The organism is Dorea sp. AGR2135 (assembly GCF_000420885.1).
Taxonomy (GTDB): Bacteria; Bacillota; Clostridia; order Lachnospirales; family Lachnospiraceae; genus Dorea; species Dorea formicigenerans.
This window is the reverse complement of sequence record NZ_ATVU01000022.1, coordinates 38,568-57,626: the sequence shown is the minus strand read 5'-3', so window position 1 is coordinate 57,626 and position 19,059 is coordinate 38,568. Positions and strand designations below refer to the sequence as shown.

The 19,059-nt window shown below is 39.7% G+C and carries 21 protein-coding genes and 2 pseudogenes; 17 read left to right on the top strand and 6 right to left on the bottom strand.

Annotated features, from left to right (window positions below):
• Positions 1–294: 294 nt before the first annotated feature.
• The 6 genes and pseudogenes from G593_RS0113220 to G593_RS0113195 all read left to right on the top strand — a co-directional run bounded on the left by G593_RS0113220 (position 295) and on the right by G593_RS0113195 (position 4,394).
• Positions 295–441, top strand: coding sequence for an SHOCT domain-containing protein (locus G593_RS0113220; RefSeq protein ID WP_005339673.1), 147 nt, complete (start codon positions 295–297; stop codon positions 439–441).
• Positions 442–513: 72 nt separating this feature from the next.
• Complete coding sequence (locus G593_RS0113215) at positions 514–2,304, top strand: recombinase family protein (protein ID WP_029731990.1); 1,791 nt, start codon at positions 514–516, stop codon at positions 2,302–2,304.
• Positions 2,255–2,572, top strand: a pseudogene (locus tag G593_RS0113210) (23S rRNA (uracil(1939)-C(5))-methyltransferase RlmD); the annotation flags it as partial. The gene G593_RS0113215 and the pseudogene G593_RS0113210, both read left to right, overlap by 50 nt.
• 31 nt (positions 2,573–2,603) lie before the next feature.
• Positions 2,604–2,726, top strand: a pseudogene (locus G593_RS20215) (TnpV protein); the annotation flags it as partial.
• A 205-nt stretch (positions 2,727–2,931) separates the two neighbouring features.
• Complete coding sequence (locus G593_RS0113200; RefSeq protein WP_029731988.1) at positions 2,932–3,540, top strand: hypothetical protein; 609 nt, start codon at positions 2,932–2,934, stop codon at positions 3,538–3,540.
• Positions 3,537–4,394, top strand: a complete 858-nt coding sequence (locus G593_RS0113195) for a macro domain-containing protein (RefSeq protein WP_029731987.1) — start codon at positions 3,537–3,539, stop codon at positions 4,392–4,394. The genes G593_RS0113200 and G593_RS0113195 overlap by 4 nt, the downstream gene beginning before the upstream one ends.
• Before the next feature lie 377 nt (positions 4,395–4,771).
• Here G593_RS0113195 and mobQ read toward each other — a convergent pair whose 3' ends face one another.
• From mobQ to G593_RS0113160, 6 genes are all read right to left on the bottom strand, one after another.
• The gene (mobQ, locus tag G593_RS0113185; protein WP_029731985.1) at positions 4,772–6,481 is read right to left on the bottom strand and encodes a MobQ family relaxase; all 1,710 of its coding nucleotides are present in this window, start codon (positions 6,479–6,481) and stop codon (positions 4,772–4,774) included.
• 323 nt (positions 6,482–6,804) lie between these two features.
• Entirely contained in the window at positions 6,805–7,026 is a 222-nt protein-coding gene (locus tag G593_RS0113180; RefSeq protein ID WP_028087226.1) for a DUF3847 domain-containing protein, read from the bottom strand.
• A 192-nt stretch (positions 7,027–7,218) separates the two neighbouring features.
• Positions 7,219–8,052: an ATP-binding protein gene (locus G593_RS0113175; RefSeq protein WP_029731984.1), complete on the bottom strand. Its 834-nt coding sequence runs from the start codon at positions 8,050–8,052 to the stop codon at positions 7,219–7,221.
• A complete protein-coding gene (locus tag G593_RS0113170) occupies positions 8,049–8,765 on the bottom strand; it encodes a replication initiator protein A (RefSeq protein ID WP_029731983.1) in 717 nt (238 codons plus the stop codon). The genes G593_RS0113175 and G593_RS0113170 overlap by 4 nt, the downstream gene beginning before the upstream one ends.
• Positions 8,766–8,787: 22 nt before the next feature.
• On the bottom strand, positions 8,788–9,171 hold the full coding sequence (locus G593_RS0113165; protein ID WP_029731982.1) for a hypothetical protein: 384 nt from the start codon (positions 9,169–9,171) through the stop codon (positions 8,788–8,790).
• A 3-nt stretch (positions 9,172–9,174) separates the two neighbouring features.
• Positions 9,175–10,092, bottom strand: coding sequence for a ParM/StbA family protein (locus G593_RS0113160; protein WP_029731981.1), 918 nt, complete (start codon positions 10,090–10,092; stop codon positions 9,175–9,177).
• Between the two features lie 346 nt (positions 10,093–10,438).
• On the opposite strand from G593_RS0113160, the gene G593_RS20880 reads away from it, so the two are divergent.
• The 11 genes from G593_RS20880 to G593_RS0113105 all read left to right on the top strand — a co-directional run bounded on the left by G593_RS20880 (position 10,439) and on the right by G593_RS0113105 (position 18,932).
• Complete coding sequence (locus G593_RS20880) at positions 10,439–10,777, top strand: hypothetical protein (RefSeq protein ID WP_029731980.1); 339 nt, start codon at positions 10,439–10,441, stop codon at positions 10,775–10,777.
• Positions 10,778–10,806: 29 nt separating this feature from the next.
• Complete coding sequence (locus G593_RS19080; RefSeq protein ID WP_021739285.1) at positions 10,807–11,403, top strand: zinc dependent phospholipase C family protein; 597 nt, start codon at positions 10,807–10,809, stop codon at positions 11,401–11,403.
• 78 nt (positions 11,404–11,481) lie between these two features.
• Positions 11,482–12,021: a zinc ribbon domain-containing protein gene (locus tag G593_RS19075; protein WP_049946491.1), complete on the top strand. Its 540-nt coding sequence runs from the start codon at positions 11,482–11,484 to the stop codon at positions 12,019–12,021.
• Between the two features lie 144 nt (positions 12,022–12,165).
• The gene (locus G593_RS0113140; protein WP_029731978.1) at positions 12,166–13,344 is read left to right on the top strand and encodes a sensor histidine kinase; all 1,179 of its coding nucleotides are present in this window, start codon (positions 12,166–12,168) and stop codon (positions 13,342–13,344) included.
• Positions 13,331–14,041 (top strand): response regulator transcription factor, encoded by a 711-nt coding sequence (locus G593_RS0113135; protein WP_021739282.1) that lies wholly within the window; start codon positions 13,331–13,333, stop codon positions 14,039–14,041. The genes G593_RS0113140 and G593_RS0113135 overlap by 14 nt, the downstream gene beginning before the upstream one ends.
• 14 nt (positions 14,042–14,055) lie before the next feature.
• Positions 14,056–14,925 carry an EamA family transporter gene (locus G593_RS0113130; protein WP_029731977.1) on the top strand — a complete coding sequence of 290 codons (870 nt, stop codon included), beginning with the start codon at positions 14,056–14,058 and terminating at the stop codon, positions 14,923–14,925.
• A 108-nt stretch (positions 14,926–15,033) separates the two neighbouring features.
• Entirely contained in the window at positions 15,034–15,924 is an 891-nt protein-coding gene (locus G593_RS0113125) for a DUF368 domain-containing protein (protein ID WP_021739280.1), read from the top strand.
• Between the two features lie 32 nt (positions 15,925–15,956).
• Positions 15,957–16,499, top strand: a complete 543-nt coding sequence (locus G593_RS0113120) for a phosphatase PAP2 family protein (protein ID WP_029731975.1) — start codon at positions 15,957–15,959, stop codon at positions 16,497–16,499.
• A 35-nt stretch (positions 16,500–16,534) separates the two neighbouring features.
• Positions 16,535–17,650 carry a bifunctional glycosyltransferase family 2/GtrA family protein gene (locus G593_RS0113115; RefSeq protein ID WP_044924874.1) on the top strand — a complete coding sequence of 372 codons (1,116 nt, stop codon included), beginning with the start codon at positions 16,535–16,537 and terminating at the stop codon, positions 17,648–17,650.
• Positions 17,647–18,714, top strand: coding sequence for a phosphodiester glycosidase family protein (locus tag G593_RS0113110; RefSeq protein WP_029731973.1), 1,068 nt, complete (start codon positions 17,647–17,649; stop codon positions 18,712–18,714). The genes G593_RS0113115 and G593_RS0113110 overlap by 4 nt, the downstream gene beginning before the upstream one ends.
• Positions 18,714–18,932 (top strand): hypothetical protein, encoded by a 219-nt coding sequence (locus tag G593_RS0113105; RefSeq protein WP_021739276.1) that lies wholly within the window; start codon positions 18,714–18,716, stop codon positions 18,930–18,932. Before G593_RS0113110 ends, G593_RS0113105 begins: the two co-directional genes overlap by 1 nt.
• The last annotated feature ends 127 nt before the right edge of the window (positions 18,933–19,059 follow it).

Sequence of the window (19,059 nt, the reverse complement as noted above, 5' to 3'; positions counted from 1 at the left end):
CAACACGCTTTCGCCACAGCTCTTTGACAACTGAATAAAGCAGACAGATACGTTTGTGAGATAGCGAGCCACGGGGACTGTACGCCACGACCTTTTCAAAAGAAAGCGAGCGACCCACGCAGTGATCCGAGAGCGACTGTTGGAAAAGTCGTTTTGCCACGACCTATCTTCACAGAATAATGATACGTCCGCATGGTGCGGTTCTGCCCACAAGAATGGGAATAGTTGAGATACTAACGGAGCTTTCCAAAGCCGTCTGTCTGCTTAGAAATTAACAAGCAAGGGGGAATTGATATGGAGAAAAAACTAATACGATATAGTATGCAGATTGCCATGTTGAACCAACTTCTTGCCCGTAAAATGATTTCTGAAAAAGAATATGCTTTAGTAAAATCAAAACTTATGCAAGATTATAAAATTGTTTCAGATATAACCGCTTGAATTGTATATTTGAATATTGTATAATAACACTACAAAGGGAATACAAAATGTAAATATAAAAGGAGTGGTTCTGTGAAAGAAGTAGAAGTAATCAAAGCAAGGAATGATTTGCAAACTCGTACAAGAGGAAAAACGATTGAACTTATGCGTGTTGGTGCATATTGCAGGGTTAGTACAGATAGTGCAGACCAGCTAAACAGTTATAAGTCGCAGGTAGCTTATTATACAGATATGATTAAGAAGAATAAAGAATGGGTACTTGCAGACATATATGCTGATGAAGCAATCACAGGTACACAAGTGGCTAAAAGAGAAGATTTCCAGCGTATGATAAACGATTGCATGAATGGAGAAATTGATATGGTTATTACAAAATCTATTTCCAGATTTGCAAGAAATACGCTAGATACTTTGAAATATGTTCGTATGTTAAAGGAACGCAATATAGCAGTATATTTTGAAGATGAGAAAATCAATACTTTAACTATGGACGGAGAATTGCTTTTGGTGGTACTTAGTTCCGTGGCACAGCAGGAAGTTGAGAATATATCTGCTAATGTAAAAAAAGGTTTGAAAATGAAAATGAAACGGGGAGAGCTGGTTGGTTTTCAAGGGTGTCTTGGATATGATTATCATAAAGATACGAAAACAATTACCGTGAATGAAGAAGAAGCAGAAATTGTACGTTATATTTTCAATCGGTATATTGAGGGTGCTGGTGGTTCTGTTATTGCACATGAACTTGAAAATTTGGGATATAAAACAAAGTATGGAAGTTCTACATGGGTACAATCAACAGTTATTGGCATTATCAAGAATGAGAAATATAAAGGCGATTTATTGTTAGGAAAAACTTTTACAGTAGACCCGATTTCAAAGCGAAGATTGGAAAATTTTGGAGAAGAAGATAAATTCTATATTCGCAATCATCACGAACCGATTATTAGCGAAGAAGTTTTTGAAAAAGCACAAGAAATTCTTGCCAGAAGAAATGTCAATAGAGGAAAGATTGGAGAGGGTAACACAAAGAGGGAAAAATATAGTAGGAAATATGCTTTCAGTTGTATGCTGGAATGTGGTTTCTGCGGTGGTACTTTAACAAGGCGTAATTGGCACAGTAGTTCACAGTACAGCAAGGTTATATGGCAATGTGTAACGGCTACGAAGAAAGGCAAAAAATTCTGTAAGCATAGCAAAGGTATTCCAGAAACAGCTATTGAAGAAGCGTTTGTAGAAAGTTATCGTTTGTTGTGTGATGATAATAAAGATGTTCTGGAAGAATTTTTGCAGAGAATGGACGATACGCTTAGTAGTAGTGCAGTGTCGAAACAACTTGCAAAAGCAGAAAAAGAGATAGACGCATTAGAGAAGAAAAAGAGTAAACTTGTGGATATGCGTCTGGAAGAAATTATTGATAAGGAAACCTATGAAAGCAAATATGCTGACTTAGTAAGTAAACAAGAACAGCTTGTCGAAGAAAGACAGAAATTACAAGAAACATCTGATAATGAAAAGGACATAAAAAAACGTCTAAAAGAGTTTAAGAAAACTTTAGAACAGAATGAGGTTCTTGATAAATTTGACCGATATGTGTTTGAAAGCATTGTTGAAAAAGTAATTGTAGGTGGACTTGATGAAAATGGAAATGTAGACCCTGCACAGTTGACCTTTGTTTATAAAACGGGCTTGAAGAATAGTGTAGATGGTGCTAAATTTAAACCACAAAGAAAAAATGCAAGGGGACGACATAGGACTGACGAATTGTGTTCACATGACAGCAACGAGGTTGATAAAATGTGTTTCGATAGTAGTAACGACACATGTGGAGACGGTTGTTCTTTTGTCCCAACAAAAACCAGATGACACAATAGAGATCGACTTGGATCTGGATGAGCTGGATGCAACCAGTGCAGAGACGAAAGCTACCTATCAGGAAATCAAAGATTATGTGCTGAAAGAATTTGGCTTGAAGGTTTCAAGTTTATATATTTCTCAGATAAAACGCAAATGTGGAATTGAAGTGGGAGAAAACTATAACCTTCCAAAATCAGAAAATGCAAGAGTTCCACAATGTCCGAAAGAGAAAGAAGATGCTATCAAGGCTGCCCTGAAATATTTTGCGATGATCTAAGGATATCGCTGATTTCAAGGAGGAATAACACATGAAAAGCACATTTGAAAAAATGGGTGGTACCTACACACTGGGAGCAGATGGAATTTACTATCCGAATCTTGTCAGTACAGATGAAGAGCTGCATTACGGGAATTACGGAAAATTGTGGTGCTAATATCTGAAAGAGCATTGTGTTGCGGTATATTCCACTTGAGTGTGTGTATGGGGAGTAACTGTATAATGACTTTTAAGATTTATAGTGGTTGTCAAAAGCGTGGGAATGTGCTATTAATAAACAAAAAGGAAGCTATCAATCGGCTCCTATGAATAGGAAATAATGTAAAAAAGAAATGCTAGAAGAAAGGAGCATAATTTGTATGAGTAAGCAAGTCTATATTAGTGCTGACTATGATAAGACTAATGGTGATCAAGACGTAGTAGATGAATTAAATAAATGGGGAAGCGATAATCTTCATAAAGTCGATTTCATTGATATGTCGCAGGTCTCGTCTGGCAGTGTAGCCAACAGCGCGGATTGTCGTATTTGTGATTTGAAAGCAGAATTTAATAGCCAAATTAATGCTTCGTCGGCTGTGATTTTTGTTGTGGGAGATAAGACCGGTTCTCGCATAGCAGGAAGTGAGTGCGAACGTGCATCTAAAGAACAATGGCAGTGTTATTGTACACCATATAAGCAAAATCCTAAGGGTACTAAAGCGTGTAAAGTTTTCAGCGTTTCCACGCCGGGCGAGAATGACAACTATGGAAACATAAATAGTTGTTCCTACCTTCGTCATGAATTTGAACAGGCAAAAAAGAAGAAAAAAACAATCATTATCGTATATAATTCCACAAGGAAGGAATCAAACTGGCTTCCTTCTTATATGGATGGTTACGAAGATGACGCGAGACCATTCTGGAAAATTGATGCTAATGGAAAGAAAGTCGGAGATTATTCATACATAAAAGAGGTACTCGGATTTTGATTAATTACATCATTAAGAGCGTAGCATGGGCATTTGGCATCGTCACAGGTATATTTACTTTTGTACCGGAGACATTTTTTGGAAGATATGAATGGGTGACTGAAGAACTTCTAGAACAATGTAAATGGTTTACTAATTTGGATGCCAAAGATGTTAATATCATAATTTCGCGTCTTGTATGTTTTTTACTTGTGTGGATTGGAACATCGTTGTTATATGTGATTTTTCTGAATTTTCGAAGATGGGTTACAATCAAAGGCCAGAATTATTCGATTAGAGTTGAGTATGGAAATATACTTAAAAAGAAGAATTGTAAGAGAGTTATCAATTTTGATGAGTGTTTTACAACACAAGTAGGCAGTGCAACCGCCGATATTAATCCAGATTCTATATGTGGACAGTATTTATCTTCACATTTAGATTTAGATGTCGAACAGCTAATTGAAGCTGCTCAAATTACACCGGCACGAAGTAAATCAAAGTATCAGCATAAAACTCGGTATGATTCGGGAACGATAGTTCCGAATGGCGATGACTTATTGATGGCATTTGCAAAATTAGATGAAAGAGGAAAAGGTCGATTCTTTTCTCGTGACGAGTATCTTGAGTGCCTGGATTTACTGTGGAAAGAATTAGAGAATTACTATTCTGAAAAAGATGTATGCGTACCAATATTAGGGGCAGGAACAACATCATTTGATGGTGGAGCGGGGGCATCTATTCCACAGCAAGATTTACTTGATATGATGATTTGGTCATATAAATTAAGTTCTCATAAAATAAAAGCTCCACATAAGTTACGTATTGTTTGTAAAAAAAATAGTGGGTTTTCTATCAATAATATAGGTGGTTAAAATCAATAAAGGGTGAGTATTATCACGGCTCACGATGTTTCTCCGCTAATACTTATTATAACTGGAGATTATGGTCGTTTAATATATCTTTTGCTACCCATCGAACAAGGCACAGGAAAAAAAGAATCGATACCACAGTGTCTGATTAATTTGGATATATTGGAAGTTAATTCTCTGCAGGAGCATTATTGGTCCTTTTTTATCAAAGATTATTATGTGGAAATGGATTTTGATTAGAATGAAGTTGAACTAGAGGTATTCTACTTGCCTGAGAATAATTATAGAAAATAGAGCAACGTTTAAAATTTCTTACCAACAATTAAGAAGCCCAATCTTCCGAGTGGATTGAGCTTCTTTTTAGAAAATATTGATTATTGTCAGAGCTCATAGCCGCTACTTTTATTCTTAGCTTTATTCGGTTGATTTCGTTTTCTTTCTTGTTCTTGCTCCCAGGCTTTCTGCCGGGCACGTTCCCGAAAAAGATAGGGATCTTCCTGTATACAGCCATCAATGTAATCAGAGGCATCGTTCAGTCTGTCGTACTCAAATTTCTTTCCATAAACGTCACGCAGTCTGGAAACAATCCGATCACGGACAAAGTCACGGAAAGATACTCTGGCATCCAGTAATTCCTCGGATTTTTCGGAAACTACAGAAAATTTCAGGTCTATGAATTTTTTGAGGTTTTTTCCAAGTTGTTCATTCAGTGCCTGGCGTTGTGCAGCCAGTTTTTCCAGAAAGGCGGACTGTTGTTTTAGAGTGGATTCTGTATTTTTCATTTCTGCGTCGTTATGGCAGTAGATTTCTCCCATAAGGAAATTCTTTTTTGACTTGAGTTCTTCGATATCCTCGGTTAATGTGGTGATCTGCTGATTCAGCTGATAATGCTGTAAGGGATTTAAGATGCTAAGCTTCTGCTTCTTCGTTTTCAAGACTTTCCGTTCTTCCTGCTTTTTGTTGATTTTCTGTTTGGTGGCTTTGTATTTTTCTACTACGGGCTTTGTCATTTTTATCCATTCTTTAGCGGAAGTGGTCTGCATTTCGTTATGGAGCATCTGGTATTGGAAGATGATCATGGTACCACGGATATTTTCCAGTGCTTCGGCGATTGCAGGGATACTCTCTTTGATAGATTTTGTCAGCTTTGCGACTTGCCTTTTCAATTCTCCAAGCAGACGGTTATCCGAACGGATTTGCCGGTTCAGTTCGCATCGGTCAGAAATTATGCCTTTCTTTTCCATATCTCTTGCAATATATCCTTCGTGGATTGTCGGCTGTTCTGTAATGCCCTGATCGGAAAAACTACGATGGTCAATCCGTGTATCAATCTGACGGCATTCTAACTCTCGATTGACGGTATCTGCCCAGTTTGCTCTCCAGAGGCAGAGTTGTTCATCACTGTTCCATTGCTCGGAAATAGGATTTTGCCTGCCATACCGGGTGCTTTTGGGATGTTTGTCAACACGTTCATAGCCTTTTTCCTGTGCTGCGGATGGAGTCAGATAGATTTTCTTTTTTCCTGACTTATAGCGGTATTGTTTTTCCCAGCCTTCTTTTTGTGCTTCTCTAAATTCAGAAGCAGTAAATTCTTTTTCTTCTCCGTTCTTTATACAGAGGTATTCTTTTTCTGTTTTGTACTGCCATGTACCATTTTCGTTCAGAGGTCGGACAGTCAGGAGAATGTGTGCATGGGGATTGTGTCTATCGGTGTCGTGGATGGCAAAATCAGCACACATTCCCATATCTACAAAGTTCTTTTTAATAAAATTTTGAAGAAGAGAGATATTGCTGTCGGTATCCAGCTCTATAGGGAGAGCAATAACGAATTCTCTTGCCAGTCGGCTGTCTTTTGTTTTCTCTGCATCTTCCACGGCATTCCAGAGTTGTTCCCTGTCTTTCCATTCAGTCGGAGCCATCGGCGGAAGCATCACTTCCTGATAGACCAGACCATGTTTCCGGGTATAGTCGTGCTGGATTCCGTCATAATCATTGTACATCCGGCTGCAGCTCATATAGGCGGAAGCCGCAACAGCAGAGCGTCCGGTTCCACGGCTGATGACCTTGGCTTCCATGTGGTAAATTGCCATAGACATGTACCTCCTTTCTGTGAGGGTAAATTATCTGAATTGGGTTTTTATGGATTTTTTTGTTTTATCCAAAACTGAATAAAAGCTGCCGGGGGCAGGTTTTATCAGGCAGCCATATCCGGTAAATGTTTTTAGCGGAGTGTTTCGGAAAATCCGAAATACTTACAATCGGATAGAAGCAGATTGTAATGGCTGCATAGCCGGTGTTGCCTGCAACAGCGGATAGCCCTCGGCAGAGCGCACGAGCCTGATCAACGGGAAGGATACCACCGCCTCTTTGAGGTGGTGAGTAAGTGCGCCCTTCGGGAGTAGAATTTCGGTATCTACAGCCCTCGTAACCGGATCAGAAGTTCCCGTTTCAAGAGATCTAAATCCATCTCCCGGACATGCGGAGCAACGCTTTCAAGAATAGCCCCTTCCTGGATCAATCTGTGTGTTCTGGCATTCCGTTCTTTTTTTCGGTTTCTTGCTTCGGCTTCCTCTTGCCGGTGCTTTGCCTGTAAAAGTGCTTTTTCTTCCGGTATCATAGTCTTTTTATCTGCCATGTCTGGCACCTCCTTTTTTATGCCCGTTTCCGGGCTTTTTTGGTTTTGATTTTTCATAACTGGTACTGATTTTTCTGGAAATAGCAGCGATACATTCAATCAATGTGCATCAATGGAGAGAGCAGTATCGCCGCTAAGTGATTATGGGTATCATATGGCACCAATTTCTGTTATTTTTGATACAGAATGTCATTACAACAATATTTTTTTCGCTTCATGTAGATTTGCAGAGGCATTGTCCTTTCGGATATTGCGGTTGTTGATTCGGATGGGAGCACAGCGTTCCAAAATCCTGTCATAGATTCGGCTGTGCGCCATGTCAGTTGGCTTGTTCAATTCTTCCAAGGTGAGGTTGGTCGTTACGATCAGTGGCTTTTTGCTGCGGTAACGGCTGTCAATCACATTGAATACCTGTTCAAGGGCAAATTCAGAATTCCGTTCAATCCCAAGGTCATCAATGATCAGCAGGCTATATCGGTTCAGACTGTCGATAAACTGGTTCCTGTCTTCAAAATGCATTCCGCTCAGGGTATTCAGAATCCGGGAAAAATTTGTCATCAGCACCGGAACACCCTTTTCCAGAAGGGCATTGGCAATGCACCCTGCGAAGAAGGATTTTCCGGTACCCACATCTCCCCAGAGGAGAAGACCGGAGGATCTGGCTTTCATATCATCCCAGTTTTCTACATATTTGTGGGCAAGATGCATTTCCGGATTGATGCCGGTATCTTTTTCAAAGGTATAATCATAAAGAGACTTATCCTGTAACCCGCTGGCTTTCATCCGCTTGATCTCTGCCTGCCTTTCTGATAGTTTCCGTCTGGCTTCTTCCTGGTCATAGATTTCCTGCTGACATTTACAACGGATGGGAGGCATAAATACCCTGCCCTGCAGCGTGTATCTGCCCTGCCTTGGAGTATGGCATTTTGTGCAGTAGATCAAGTGGTCGGATTCATTCAAATATTCATCCGGCTGTAATTCCCAGTTTTCAAACTGATTTGTAAATTTGTCTGTAAATTTTTTCATAGTGTTTCATATTCCTCGCTTTCGTAATTTCTCTGCCGGGCAGGAGGATGGTCTTGCCTTGCCCAGCTGACGATGGTGGCTGCATGGTTATGATATTGTTTTCCGGTGGAAGCCATGTAGCCGGATAAACGTTCAATGTAATCCTGCCAGTCAGGGACTGCATGTTTGAGTTCTTCCAGTTCTTTTTCTGAAAGGAAGACATTTTGAAAATTTCCATAGGGAGAGCGCTTTTCCTGACTCTCTTTTTTTGATAAATGGTTCTTATTTCTCTCTTTCTTATTACCGGACAGTTTTCTGTCTGTCTCAGGGAAAGAATCCTGTCTGTCAGCCGGACAGTTTTCTGTCTGTCTTACGGAAAGAATGTTGTCTGTCTGGCAGAATGCTTTTTCCGGGAATTTCACATAGATCCGGTTCGGATGTCCGGCACCCTGGCGTTTTCGGAGGATCAAATCCTGTTTTTCCAGTGCGGCCAGGGATGTTTTTATGGTCATCTGGCTTTTGTGGAGGACTTCTGCCATGGATTCGATGGTAAAGTAAAGGAACACATGACCGGATTCATCCGTCCAGCCTTCGTTTTTCAGGGAAAGTCTTGCACGGTCAAGCAGAACCATGTAGAGTAGCTTCGTTGTTTCATTCAGCTCCATATCCAGAAGGAACCGGGGAAATACCATATAAGGCGGCAAGTTGGTGTCTGGTGTCAAAAATTCTGTCATGTGTTCACCTCCTTACCTCCCGTTATTCTCCGAGAAAATCCCAGTCTACATCTGCTTCCGGTCCAGATTCTTCCGGTGCCGGAAAGGATGCCCTGTTTTGGGGCTCCCTTTGTGTCAGTCCTGCTGTCAGCCCGGAGAGGAAGAGGGGAAGTGCATGTTCCAGGCTTCTTTCCACTGCCTCTACGATCTGGTTTACAAAATGTTCTTCCCGTTCCCTTGTTTCCAGATAAGGGTCTTCCTGTGTGCGGTAATAACGGTCAAAATAATCGACCAGGGCGAGGGCAATTACATGGCTGTAGGATCTGAATTCCTGCTTGTCCATGGTCTGCAGATATTCCCAGGCTTTCCTTTGCAGATCTTTCTCCAGATTAAAGCGGAGGTTTGTGCTTCGGATATTGTTTCTCATCGGCTACTCCCTCCTTTTCAGGTTCATCTGTGCCAGATATTCGTAACCTTTCGCTGTAGCACAGATATCATCAAGGATTGTGACACGGGCTTTGTCATACGTTCCAAAATTCCGGATCAGGCAGCCGCCACCGCCTACCACGTACAGCCGCATCAGGTCAGGGCTGTATTCATATTTGCGGAGTATGGCGAAAATATCAGCCACATACTGTCTGGCAACTGCTGTAATGCAGTCCAGATACGGTGCGGCAATATCAGCTGTTCCGAACCGAAGAATCTGTTCTACGGTAGATTCCTCGATTTTTACTCCAAACCTGTCCAGAATGGCATTCTTTACGGCAATCATGCACTGGTTTACCCCGAATTTTTCTGTCCAGCAGCGGCTCTCCTGAGCTTTTTTGTTGTTGATATATAGGATATTCATGGTTCCGTTCCCGATATCTGCAAGGAGATTGGGTCCCTTAAAATCTCCCAGATGGTTCACAACAGCCGGATATCCCTGTGGGTAAAGACTGCATCCCACAAAGCGGATGTGATAGTCTTTGCTGTTAAATGAGAAGCGGACTTCCGGGTTTTGGAGCAGATAGGAGCGGAATGCCTCACGCTGGTTCCGGATCCATGTCAGGGGAAGCCCGGCAGCCAGATGGACATCTGCTTCATGGATGGAAAAGACATTTAATTCCCGTGCCACTGCCATCAGTGTCAGGAGATAATAATCTTCATCCATAGCCTTATCCGGGATAAATTCTTTGTGCCCTTCGCCGATACGGTAATAGGTTCCGTTGTATTCAAGAATGTTTCCGGTAAAGATTGGCTCTGTTTCATAAGCGGTGATTCCGGTAGGTGTGACTGTATTGGCAGTTTTAATGTTGCCGTATCCATGATCCACGGCAATGATTTTTGTGTTTCTGATTTCTCTCATAAAAAATCCCTCCTGTTTTTGTATTGATTTCCACAGCAGTTCGTACCTGTGTGGTACTGGCCTGCTGTGGGATAAGCATACAAAAATCAGAAAGGGAAGGCATTGAGCAGAAATTGAGTTTGAATTGAGAAAATGTCTTGAAAAATATGAATGTGAGAAAAATACGTTTTTTAATTAATTCATGTTATTTAGAGAAGTAAGCGGTATTTGTTAAAGAAACAGTACCGCTTATTTTTATTCAGCAGTGCCATTTGACAGAAAAAGTTTAACAAAAGTTTAGGTATTTTCACTTTTGTATTTATGATTCTATTTTATGATTTTATCAAACAGGAGGTGAAACAATCGAATGAAGAATATTTTGAAAAAAATAGTCAATCGTAAGGTTGGCAATTCTGAAATTGTAGAGGTAGAACAACTGAATCCAGAGGAAGAAGAAAATATTTTTCTTCCAATAGCCAGTGATGCTTTAAATATTACGGAACAATATAACCAGATTGTCTTTTTTTATCAAGCGGGTATTTGTCAACTGACAGCCAAGCTAGAAATACTCAGACAGGAGTTTCAGGCCTGCAAAGATCGCAACCCAATTGAGAATATAGAAACAAGAGTAAAATCCCCAGAAAGTATAAAAGGGAAGATGGAGCGAAGGGGATTTCCACTTACTGTAAGTAGTATGGTAACTTAATATAATAGAAATGAAAGGGAGTATTTAATATGCAGACGAGAGATCATAAAAAGCTTGCTGAAATGTTTGCATCGGAAATGTCACGAAAGCGTATTCCTTATATCTGTAAGAAAGCATTTATTTATGGGAATATAGAACCAGATAAAAATCCTTTTACATATTTACACGGGATGTTAAAAGGGAAAAAGTTTCATGGTCATGATTATGAGAATATATTACCCGTAATTAAAAAAATATTTAATTCTACGCAGGAAAAAAAGAAATGGGGAGTTCGGGAATATTATCATTTTGGAAAGTTAATGCATTATACAGCAGATGTATTTACTTTTCCGCATAATAGATTATTTTCGGGAAATGTAAAAGATCATCGCAAATATGAAAAAGAACTTCATAGTTGCTTTGGTACCGCAATAGATCAATGGAAATCTCAGGAAATGAAAGATACTCCGGTTTCTTGTGTAAACATTGAAATTTTACATGCAGAATATTTAAGGCAAGCAGGAAACTATGAAACTGATTGTGAGTATATTTTAGCAGCGGTGGAAATGTTATTGAGAGCGGAACAGAAAAAAATATGGCACATGAATCCGGTTTTACATAGAGGGATGACGGAACAATTTGTTTAGGAATTGTTTAACTTTCATATCATACTTTGTTTAATTGAAAACAGTATGATAACAGTATCATTACAAGGAGGTATTGCCATGATAGAAAAGTGGAAAAAATGGGTGTTAAAAATGAATCTTAAAAGAGCGGCATTGATATTTGTTGTAAGCAGTGTGGTTTTAATTTTGGTCTTGCTGGCAGCAATGCATGGAGTTTTTGAAAGAGAAATGTTTTGCTGGGAATCAGTTATTGTGTTTCTTACAATCTGCGGTATAATAGGAACTATACCTGCAATCTGGTATTGGATTCTGTGCTTGATCTGTGTATATAGGAAGTCCAGCCATCTGGGGACAAATAATACTTTATGGATTTTGGCAACTGTATTCTTTCATATTGTTGCAGTCGCAGCACTTTATGCATATGCTGCTATTATGGGAACCTGTGAGAATTGTGGAAAAATCAAGTATGGAGAAGAAAAATACTGCGACAGATGCGGAGCAGCGTTGAAAAAAATATGTCCACATTGTGAGCAGATATTGGACACAGATGCTGATTACTGCAGCAACTGTGGTACAAGCCTGAAAGAAAATAAAGAAGAAACGAAAGAAGAACATAAAGAAGAATCAGTGGACAGTTAATCATAGAGTGCCTGGTTTAGAAGACTAAAAATCAGTGGAGAAGGGAATCGATAGATTCCCTTTCTGTAGTTTGTATGGCGACCGCTTATAATCCCAAGATGTGCCATAGGGCGCTTTTGGTGGTTGGAGGAAGGAGAAAGTGGAATGAAACAGGGAAGCGTAAAAAAAAGAATTTTTATCTCCAATGCATTTATGGTGCTGGTGAGTTTACTTGTCTTTTTGGCGATCAATTTAGTTATTATCAAAGGATACTCAGAGGCAATTGAAAAAGAAATAAGAACATCCGTGGAACAGATTGTAGATGAGGATGGGTTGGAAGATCTGATTATAGACTGGACGTTTCAGCGGAATGAGTTTCTTCTTTTCTTTGGACTGGATGGTATCCTTTGTATTATTGTTTTAGTGATCATCAGCCAGATATTTACCAAAAATCTTACCAATCATATTATGGAGCCGCTGGATGCCCTGTCGGAAGGTGCGAAAAGAATCAAGGGAAATGATTTGTCACAGGACATCACATATACCGGAGATATAGAATTTGAAGATGTATGTGATACGTTTAATGATATGCAGAAGCACATTTTAGAGGAGCAGGAAAAAAACCGGAAATATGAGAAGGCGAGAACGGATATGATCGCAGGAATTTCTCATGATCTGCGCACACCGCTTACAGCAATTCGGGGAACCATCAAGGGATTAATGGATGGCATCGCATCATCCCCGGAAAAACAGAATCAGTTTTTGCAGGCAGCTTATCGAAGGACCGGTGATATGGATATGCTTTTGAATCAGCTTTTTTATCTTTCAAAAATGGAAACTGGAAATATGCCGATTTCCCTCCAGAAACTGGAAATTTCAGAATTCCTGCAAAATTATGTACAAGCAAAACAGGAGCTCATGGAAACAGGAAAAGAAGAAATGACTTTGGATACGAAAGGAATAAAGGCAGATGTATTGGTTGATCCGGAACAACTTCAGAGGATCTTTGATAATCTATTGGAGAATAGTAGAAAATATGGAGAAATTATTCCTCTCAAAATCAATATTGTATTGAGCAAGACGCCCATGGGATTAAGTATCTGTTTTAAGGACAACGGTGTTGGTGTGCCGAAGGAAAAACTGCCGTATATTTTTGAAGAATTCTATCGGGGAGATGAATCCAGAAACAAGAAGGAAGGAAATGGGCTGGGGCTTTACATTGTGAAATATCTTGCCGGAGCAATGGGAGGCAGCGTCAGAGCAGAGAATGCAGATGGATTTGAGGTCTGCCTGAAGTTGCCGATATCAGGGAAAGGAGAAGCAGAGGATAATGGAAAACAGTAAAAAGATCCTGATTGTAGAGGATGATGCGGATATCAGTATGGTTGAAGAGGCGTATCTGGAGTCTGCAGGATTTGAAACAAGAATTCTTTCTGAAGGAACGGAAGTGGAAGGGGTGATTGAAAAGGAGCATTTTGATCTGATTTTGCTGGATCTGATGCTTCCGGGAAAAAATGGATATGAGATCTGCCGTGAAATTCGGGACCGAGTGGATATCCCCATTCTTATGGTCACTGCGAGGACAGAATCTGTAGATAAGATCAGGGGTCTGGGGATTGGAGCAGATGATTATATTTCGAAACCATTTGACCCTGCAGAACTGGTGGCCAGAGTAAATGCAAATCTGCGGCAATATGAACGTATGAAACAGAAAATAGTTCCGACATCGGAGGAAAGTCCGGAAGAAATACGGGTTCATGATCTGAGGATTCTCGTGAACAGCTGGAAAGTCTATAAGGGTGATCGGGAAATTAAATTCCCAAACCGGGAATTTGAACTTTTGAAGTTTTTTGCCATGAACCCAAACATTGTATTTTCAAAAGAGCAGCTATTTGAGGAAATATGGGGGTATGATTATGTGGGTGACAGCGCAACGGTCATGGTACATATCAACCGGATCCGTGACAAAATTGAGGATGACAGTAAGAACCCTAAAATTCTGGAAACAGTTTGGGGAGCCGGATATCGATTGAATAAATAAGGGGGAGAAACGAAATGTGGATGTTCTATGCGATAGGGTCTTCCTTTTTTGCAGGAATCACATCGATTCTGGCGAAATGTGGAATTAGAAAGACAGATTCAGATGTGGCAACAGCTTTGCGTACAGTTGTGGTATTGATATTTTCCTGGCTGATGGTGTTGATTACAGGAACCGGAACAGGAATCACACAGATCAGTGGAAAAACCTTACTGTTTTTGATGCTGTCAGGGCTGGCTACAGGAGCTTCCTGGTTATGCTATTTTCATGCACTGCAAAAGGGGGACATCAATAAAGTTGTGCCGATTGACAAATCAAGTACTGTATTAACGATCATATTGGCGTTGATTTTTCTCCATGAAGGTCTGAGTTTCAGCAAAGGAGTTTCCGTTATTTTGATCGGAGTTGGCACCATGCTGATGATTACGAAAAAAGAAGATATGTCAGAAAATCATAAAGAAGGCAACAAAGAGTGGCTAGTTTATGCGGTATTGTCAGCTGTGTTTGCAAGTCTTACAGCAATTCTTGGGAAAATTGGAATAGAAGGGGTGGATTCTAATTTAGGAACAGCTATCCGCACTTCTGTCGTGCTTCTGATGGCATGGATGATGGTTATTGTTACTGGAAAATATCATCAGATAAAAGAGATTGAAAAGAAAGAAGTAGGATTTATTGCGTTGTCCGGACTTGCCACAGGTGCATCCTGGATGTGTTATTACCGGGCATTGCAAAGTGGTCCTGCCAGTGTAGTAGTGCCCATTGATAAACTGAGCATTCTTGTTACAATTGTATTTTCATGGATTGTTTTTCATGAAAAGCTTACAAAGAAAGCAACTGCAGGTTTGGGATGTATTGTTGTCGGAACCATATTACTTGCACTGATATAGATTCATGCATGAAATTAAAATATTGTTTAGGAATTGTTTAGGAATGAACCTCCTGTTTGTTTAAAGTGGATTGTTAAGATAATCCCATAAAACAAACAGGAGGTTTTTATGATGTTAAAGGAAGGAATCGGAGGATTTTGCATGGCACTGGCTGATAGTGTGCCGGGAGTATCAGGAGGTACAGTTGCTTTTATCATGGGATTTTATGACCGGTTTATTGGCTCCATTCATGATTTTGTATTTGGAAACATGGATAAAAAGAAAGAGGCTCTTAAGTTTCTGGTGAAATTGGGGATTGGCTGGTTAGCAGGTATGATTTTGGCAGTCCTGATTTTATCTTCTCTGTTTGAAAGTCATATTTATGTGGTCAGTTCATTGTTTATTGGATTTATCGCAGGCTCTATCCCTTTGATTATTCGAGAGGAAAAAGATAGTTTTAAAGAAATGGGAAAAGGAATACTGTTTTGTCTGTTAGGTATTGTGATTGTAGTAGGTATTACATGGCTCAATGGGAAAATGGGAAATGCGTCTATGAATCTGGGGCAGTTTTCCATAGGGATGGGAATCAAATTGTTTTTGATTGGCATGGTTGCCATATCCGCTATGTTTCTGCCAGGAATTTCCGGTTCTACGCTGCTTCTTATTTTTGGAGCTTATCTGCCGGTTATTTCAGCAGTAAGAGGAGTTCTTGGAATGGATTTATCCTATGTCCCAGGTTTGGCGTTCTTTGGTGTTGGGGTATTGACTGGAGTTGTTACTGTAGTGAAGGCAATACAGATCTGTCTGGAAAAATTCAGACCTCAGGCAGTTTATATGATTTTAGGAATGATGCTCGGTTCTTTTTATGCAATTCTTCAGGGACCAACTACTTTGGCTTCCCCGCAGAAAGCAATGAATCTGGAAACTTTTCATTTTCTGGCTTTTTTAGCTGGTGTTGCATTGGTGGTAGGAATGCAAGTGTTTTCACAGAAGTTGGGGAAAAACAGAAATAACAGTTAGAGAATTGATAGAAAGAAGTGACGAGTATGGGAATGGAATTCAAAATCCTGGATATGATACAGGAAATTCGGACTCCTATATTAGATAGTTTGATGTGCATGATAACCAAGTTAGGGGATGCAGGTGCTATATGGATTATTTTGGCAGTTATATTATTGCTGATCCCCAAAACAAGAAAAACCGGGGCAATCGTAGTGGCAGCATTGGCAGTAGACATTGTCTTATGTAATGGAATATTGAAACCTTTTATTGGAAGAATCCGTCCGTGTGATATCAATACTTCTATTCAGCTTTTAGTTGCAAGACCAGATGATTTTTCATTCCCATCCGGTCATACAGCAGCATCATTTGCCGCAGTGGCAGCACTTTATTTTGCTGGAGAAAAAATGTTATGGAAACCAGCATTGATACTTTCCTGTTTCATAGCGTTTTCAAGGTTATATTTGTATGTGCATTATCCAACAGATATTTTGGGAGGTATTGTCGTTGGAATCCTTGCTGGATATCTCGGATATCAGATGGTGGTGAAATTGAAAGTAATCATAGATAACAGAAATGTCAGAAAAGAAAGATGACGACCTATAGAGTAAATCAGAAAGGAGATGGCGATATGTCAGTTGTAATCATACCAGCTTATAAACCAGATGAAACATTAATAGAAATTACAGATAAGCTTTGGGCTTATGGATGTACGATTATCGTGGTGGATGATGGAAGTGGCGAAGAATATCAAACGATTTTTGATCATGTCAGAGATGTATGTATTATTCTCCGGCATCCTGAAAACAGAGGAAAGGGTGCTGCGATTAAAACAGCCTTAACCTATGTGAAAGAAGAATTATGGAATAATGAATTGATAGGAGTCATGGATTCTGACGGACAGCATTTACCGGAAGATATGATGAAACTTTTAGGATTTGCCGGGTCACACAGAAAAACAATGGTGCTGGGTGTGAGAAATGTGGGAATGGACATGCCTCTAAGATCAAGACTGGGAAATCGGATCACAAGGTCGGTATTTAAATTAGCTAGCGGTGTAGAGGTATCTGATACGCAGACGGGATTACGGGCATTTAGCTCAGATCTGATTTTAAAATTACTTTCTGTAGATGGGGAGCGATATGAATATGAAATGAATGTTCTGATGTCCATGGCAAAGGAAGGGATTCCCATTGAAGAAGTGCCGATTCATACGATTTACCGGGATGAGAATAATTCTACCTCCCATTTTCGGGCTGTAAGGGATTCCATAAGGATTTATAAGGATATTTTTAAATTTACATTGTCATCTTTTTCAAGTTTTATTCTGGATTACCTTTTGTTTTCGGCACTTATGCTTTTCCTGCCCCATACGGCAGTGTTGGTGCTGGCAGCAAATATACTGGCAAGAATGGTCAGTGCTTTTTATAACTACAGCATGAACTGTCGGTTTGTATTTCATACAAAAAGAAAAATAAGTACGGCAACGCATTATTTTGCATTGGCAGTTGTCGTTTTGATTATGAATAATTTTATATTGGAAACATTTGTACAGGTTCTACACTTTTCGGTTTATCCGGCAAAACTGATGACAGAAGTTTCTCTGTTTCTTGTCAGCTGGTTTGTTCAAAAGTATTTTATTTTCAAAAGAAATGACAGTTCATGTTTAGAAAACAGTGAAGGTAACAAAGCATCTGCGGGAGTAAGGAGAAATATATATTCTGTGGGTAGAAAGGTTCGAGTATGAAAAAACGTATCTTATGGTTAACCGTTGATATTATGGCGGCTGCTTTCGTTCTTGTGATCGTGTGGGTTGCTGATTATAAGATTCCACAAAAAGGAGTGAAAGCAGTATCCATTGAAAATGCAGTGTCAGAAGCAGAAAAAAGTCAGAATGAGATGCCAGATTTTAATCAGAAAATACAGATGGGGGATACGAAGGAGGGAACCGCTTCGCTACAAAAAACATGCATAGTTAGAGATTCACAGGATTGGCATAAAAAATATGTAGATAAATTTTCAGACACAGTCGTTGCAACAGACACTTCCTATACAAGTCCAAATGTATCGATTCAGCTATCATACCATCAGTATGATACAGGAAAACTGGACAAGTCAAATGCTGGAAAACATGAAAAGTATGGTACAAAAACATCTTATGTACTTGCGGATATTTATGTGGGGGATATTACATGTCTTCAGACAGCATTTGCTCAGGATACCTATGGTGTAGGATATACGGAAAAACTATCCGATATGTCCTCAAGGATGAAGTCTGTTCTTGCAGTAAATGGAGATTCCTATAGCAATAATCGTAATCAGAATAACGGCACGATTATACGAAATGGGGTCATATACAGAAATGAGCAGACGGATGCAGAAACCTGTGTTTTGAACTGGGATGGCACAATGGATATCTATCAGCCGGGACAAGTGGAGCTACAGCAACTTATAGAAAAAGGGGCATACCAAAGCTGGGTATTTGGACCGAGTCTTCTTGATGAAAAGGGAAAAGCAAAGGATAAGTTCCTTACGTGGGATTATATAAGAGAATCGCATCCAAGAACAGCAATCGGTTATTATGAGCCAGGACATTATTGCTTGCTTTTGGTGGATGGAAGACAGGATAGTTCCAGAGGAATGTTCCCGGACGAAATGGCAAAAGTCTTTGAAGAATTGGGATGTAAAGCTGCCTATAATCTGGATGGAGGGCATTGTTCCTTCATGACATTTCAGGATAAGGTTGCAAATCATCCATATAAACCGGAACATGAAGTTGCAGATGGAATATTTATTACGGAGGGATTGTAATGAGCAGAGTACGGGGAATTTTATTGCATGTATGTGTTGTATGCAGTTTCGTATGTATTACTGCAAAGATTTTGGATTGGTATAATCCATATATGAATTTTACAGGGCATATCTGGGGGATACAAATGGTTTTATATCTGGCAGTGATCATATTGGGAGCTACAAGAACATATTTCCAAACAAAACATAGAAGAAAGCATGCTTGTAATAAAAATTAATTATAATGCACAAAACAATTGATCTAAAGGCGAGGAGGAAAAGAAATGGATTTCCACAACTGGAAGTTTCAGGATGATACGCCTGTTTACCTGCAGCTTTACAATAAGTTGTTATATGCTATTCTTA

Excerpts from the sequence above, each read along its gene's own strand:
- G593_RS20880 (WP_029731980.1), top strand. The coding sequence starts at position 10,439 with ATGAAGAATATTTTGAAAAAAATAGTCAATCGTAAGGTTGGCAATTCT.
- G593_RS0113135 (WP_021739282.1), top strand. The coding sequence starts at position 13,331 with ATGGAAAACAGTAAAAAGATCCTGATTGTAGAGGATGATGCGGATATC.
- G593_RS0113175 (WP_029731984.1), bottom strand. The coding sequence starts at position 8,052 with ATGAAAAAATTTACAGACAAATTTACAAATCAGTTTGAAAACTGGGAA.
- G593_RS0113170 (WP_029731983.1), bottom strand. The coding sequence starts at position 8,765 with ATGACAGAATTTTTGACACCAGACACCAACTTGCCGCCTTATATGGTA.
- G593_RS0113140 (WP_029731978.1), top strand. The coding sequence starts at position 12,166 with ATGAAACAGGGAAGCGTAAAAAAAAGAATTTTTATCTCCAATGCATTT.
- G593_RS0113180 (WP_028087226.1), bottom strand. The coding sequence starts at position 7,026 with ATGGCAGATAAAAAGACTATGATACCGGAAGAAAAAGCACTTTTACAG.
- G593_RS0113115 (WP_044924874.1), top strand. The coding sequence starts at position 16,535 with ATGTCAGTTGTAATCATACCAGCTTATAAACCAGATGAAACATTAATA.
- G593_RS0113160 (WP_029731981.1), bottom strand. The coding sequence starts at position 10,092 with ATGAGAGAAATCAGAAACACAAAAATCATTGCCGTGGATCATGGATAC.
- G593_RS19080 (WP_021739285.1), top strand. The coding sequence starts at position 10,807 with ATGCAGACGAGAGATCATAAAAAGCTTGCTGAAATGTTTGCATCGGAA.
- G593_RS0113200 (WP_029731988.1), top strand. The coding sequence starts at position 2,932 with ATGAGTAAGCAAGTCTATATTAGTGCTGACTATGATAAGACTAATGGT.
- G593_RS0113165 (WP_029731982.1), bottom strand. The coding sequence starts at position 9,171 with ATGAGAAACAATATCCGAAGCACAAACCTCCGCTTTAATCTGGAGAAA.
- G593_RS0113125 (WP_021739280.1), top strand. The coding sequence starts at position 15,034 with ATGATGTTAAAGGAAGGAATCGGAGGATTTTGCATGGCACTGGCTGAT.
- G593_RS0113105 (WP_021739276.1), top strand. The coding sequence starts at position 18,714 with ATGAGCAGAGTACGGGGAATTTTATTGCATGTATGTGTTGTATGCAGT.
- G593_RS0113120 (WP_029731975.1), top strand. The coding sequence starts at position 15,957 with ATGGAATTCAAAATCCTGGATATGATACAGGAAATTCGGACTCCTATA.
- G593_RS0113130 (WP_029731977.1), top strand. The coding sequence starts at position 14,056 with ATGTGGATGTTCTATGCGATAGGGTCTTCCTTTTTTGCAGGAATCACA.
- G593_RS0113220 (WP_005339673.1), top strand. The coding sequence starts at position 295 with ATGGAGAAAAAACTAATACGATATAGTATGCAGATTGCCATGTTGAAC.
- mobQ (WP_029731985.1), bottom strand. The coding sequence starts at position 6,481 with ATGGCAATTTACCACATGGAAGCCAAGGTCATCAGCCGTGGAACCGGA.
- G593_RS19075 (WP_049946491.1), top strand. The coding sequence starts at position 11,482 with ATGATAGAAAAGTGGAAAAAATGGGTGTTAAAAATGAATCTTAAAAGA.
- G593_RS0113110 (WP_029731973.1), top strand. The coding sequence starts at position 17,647 with ATGAAAAAACGTATCTTATGGTTAACCGTTGATATTATGGCGGCTGCT.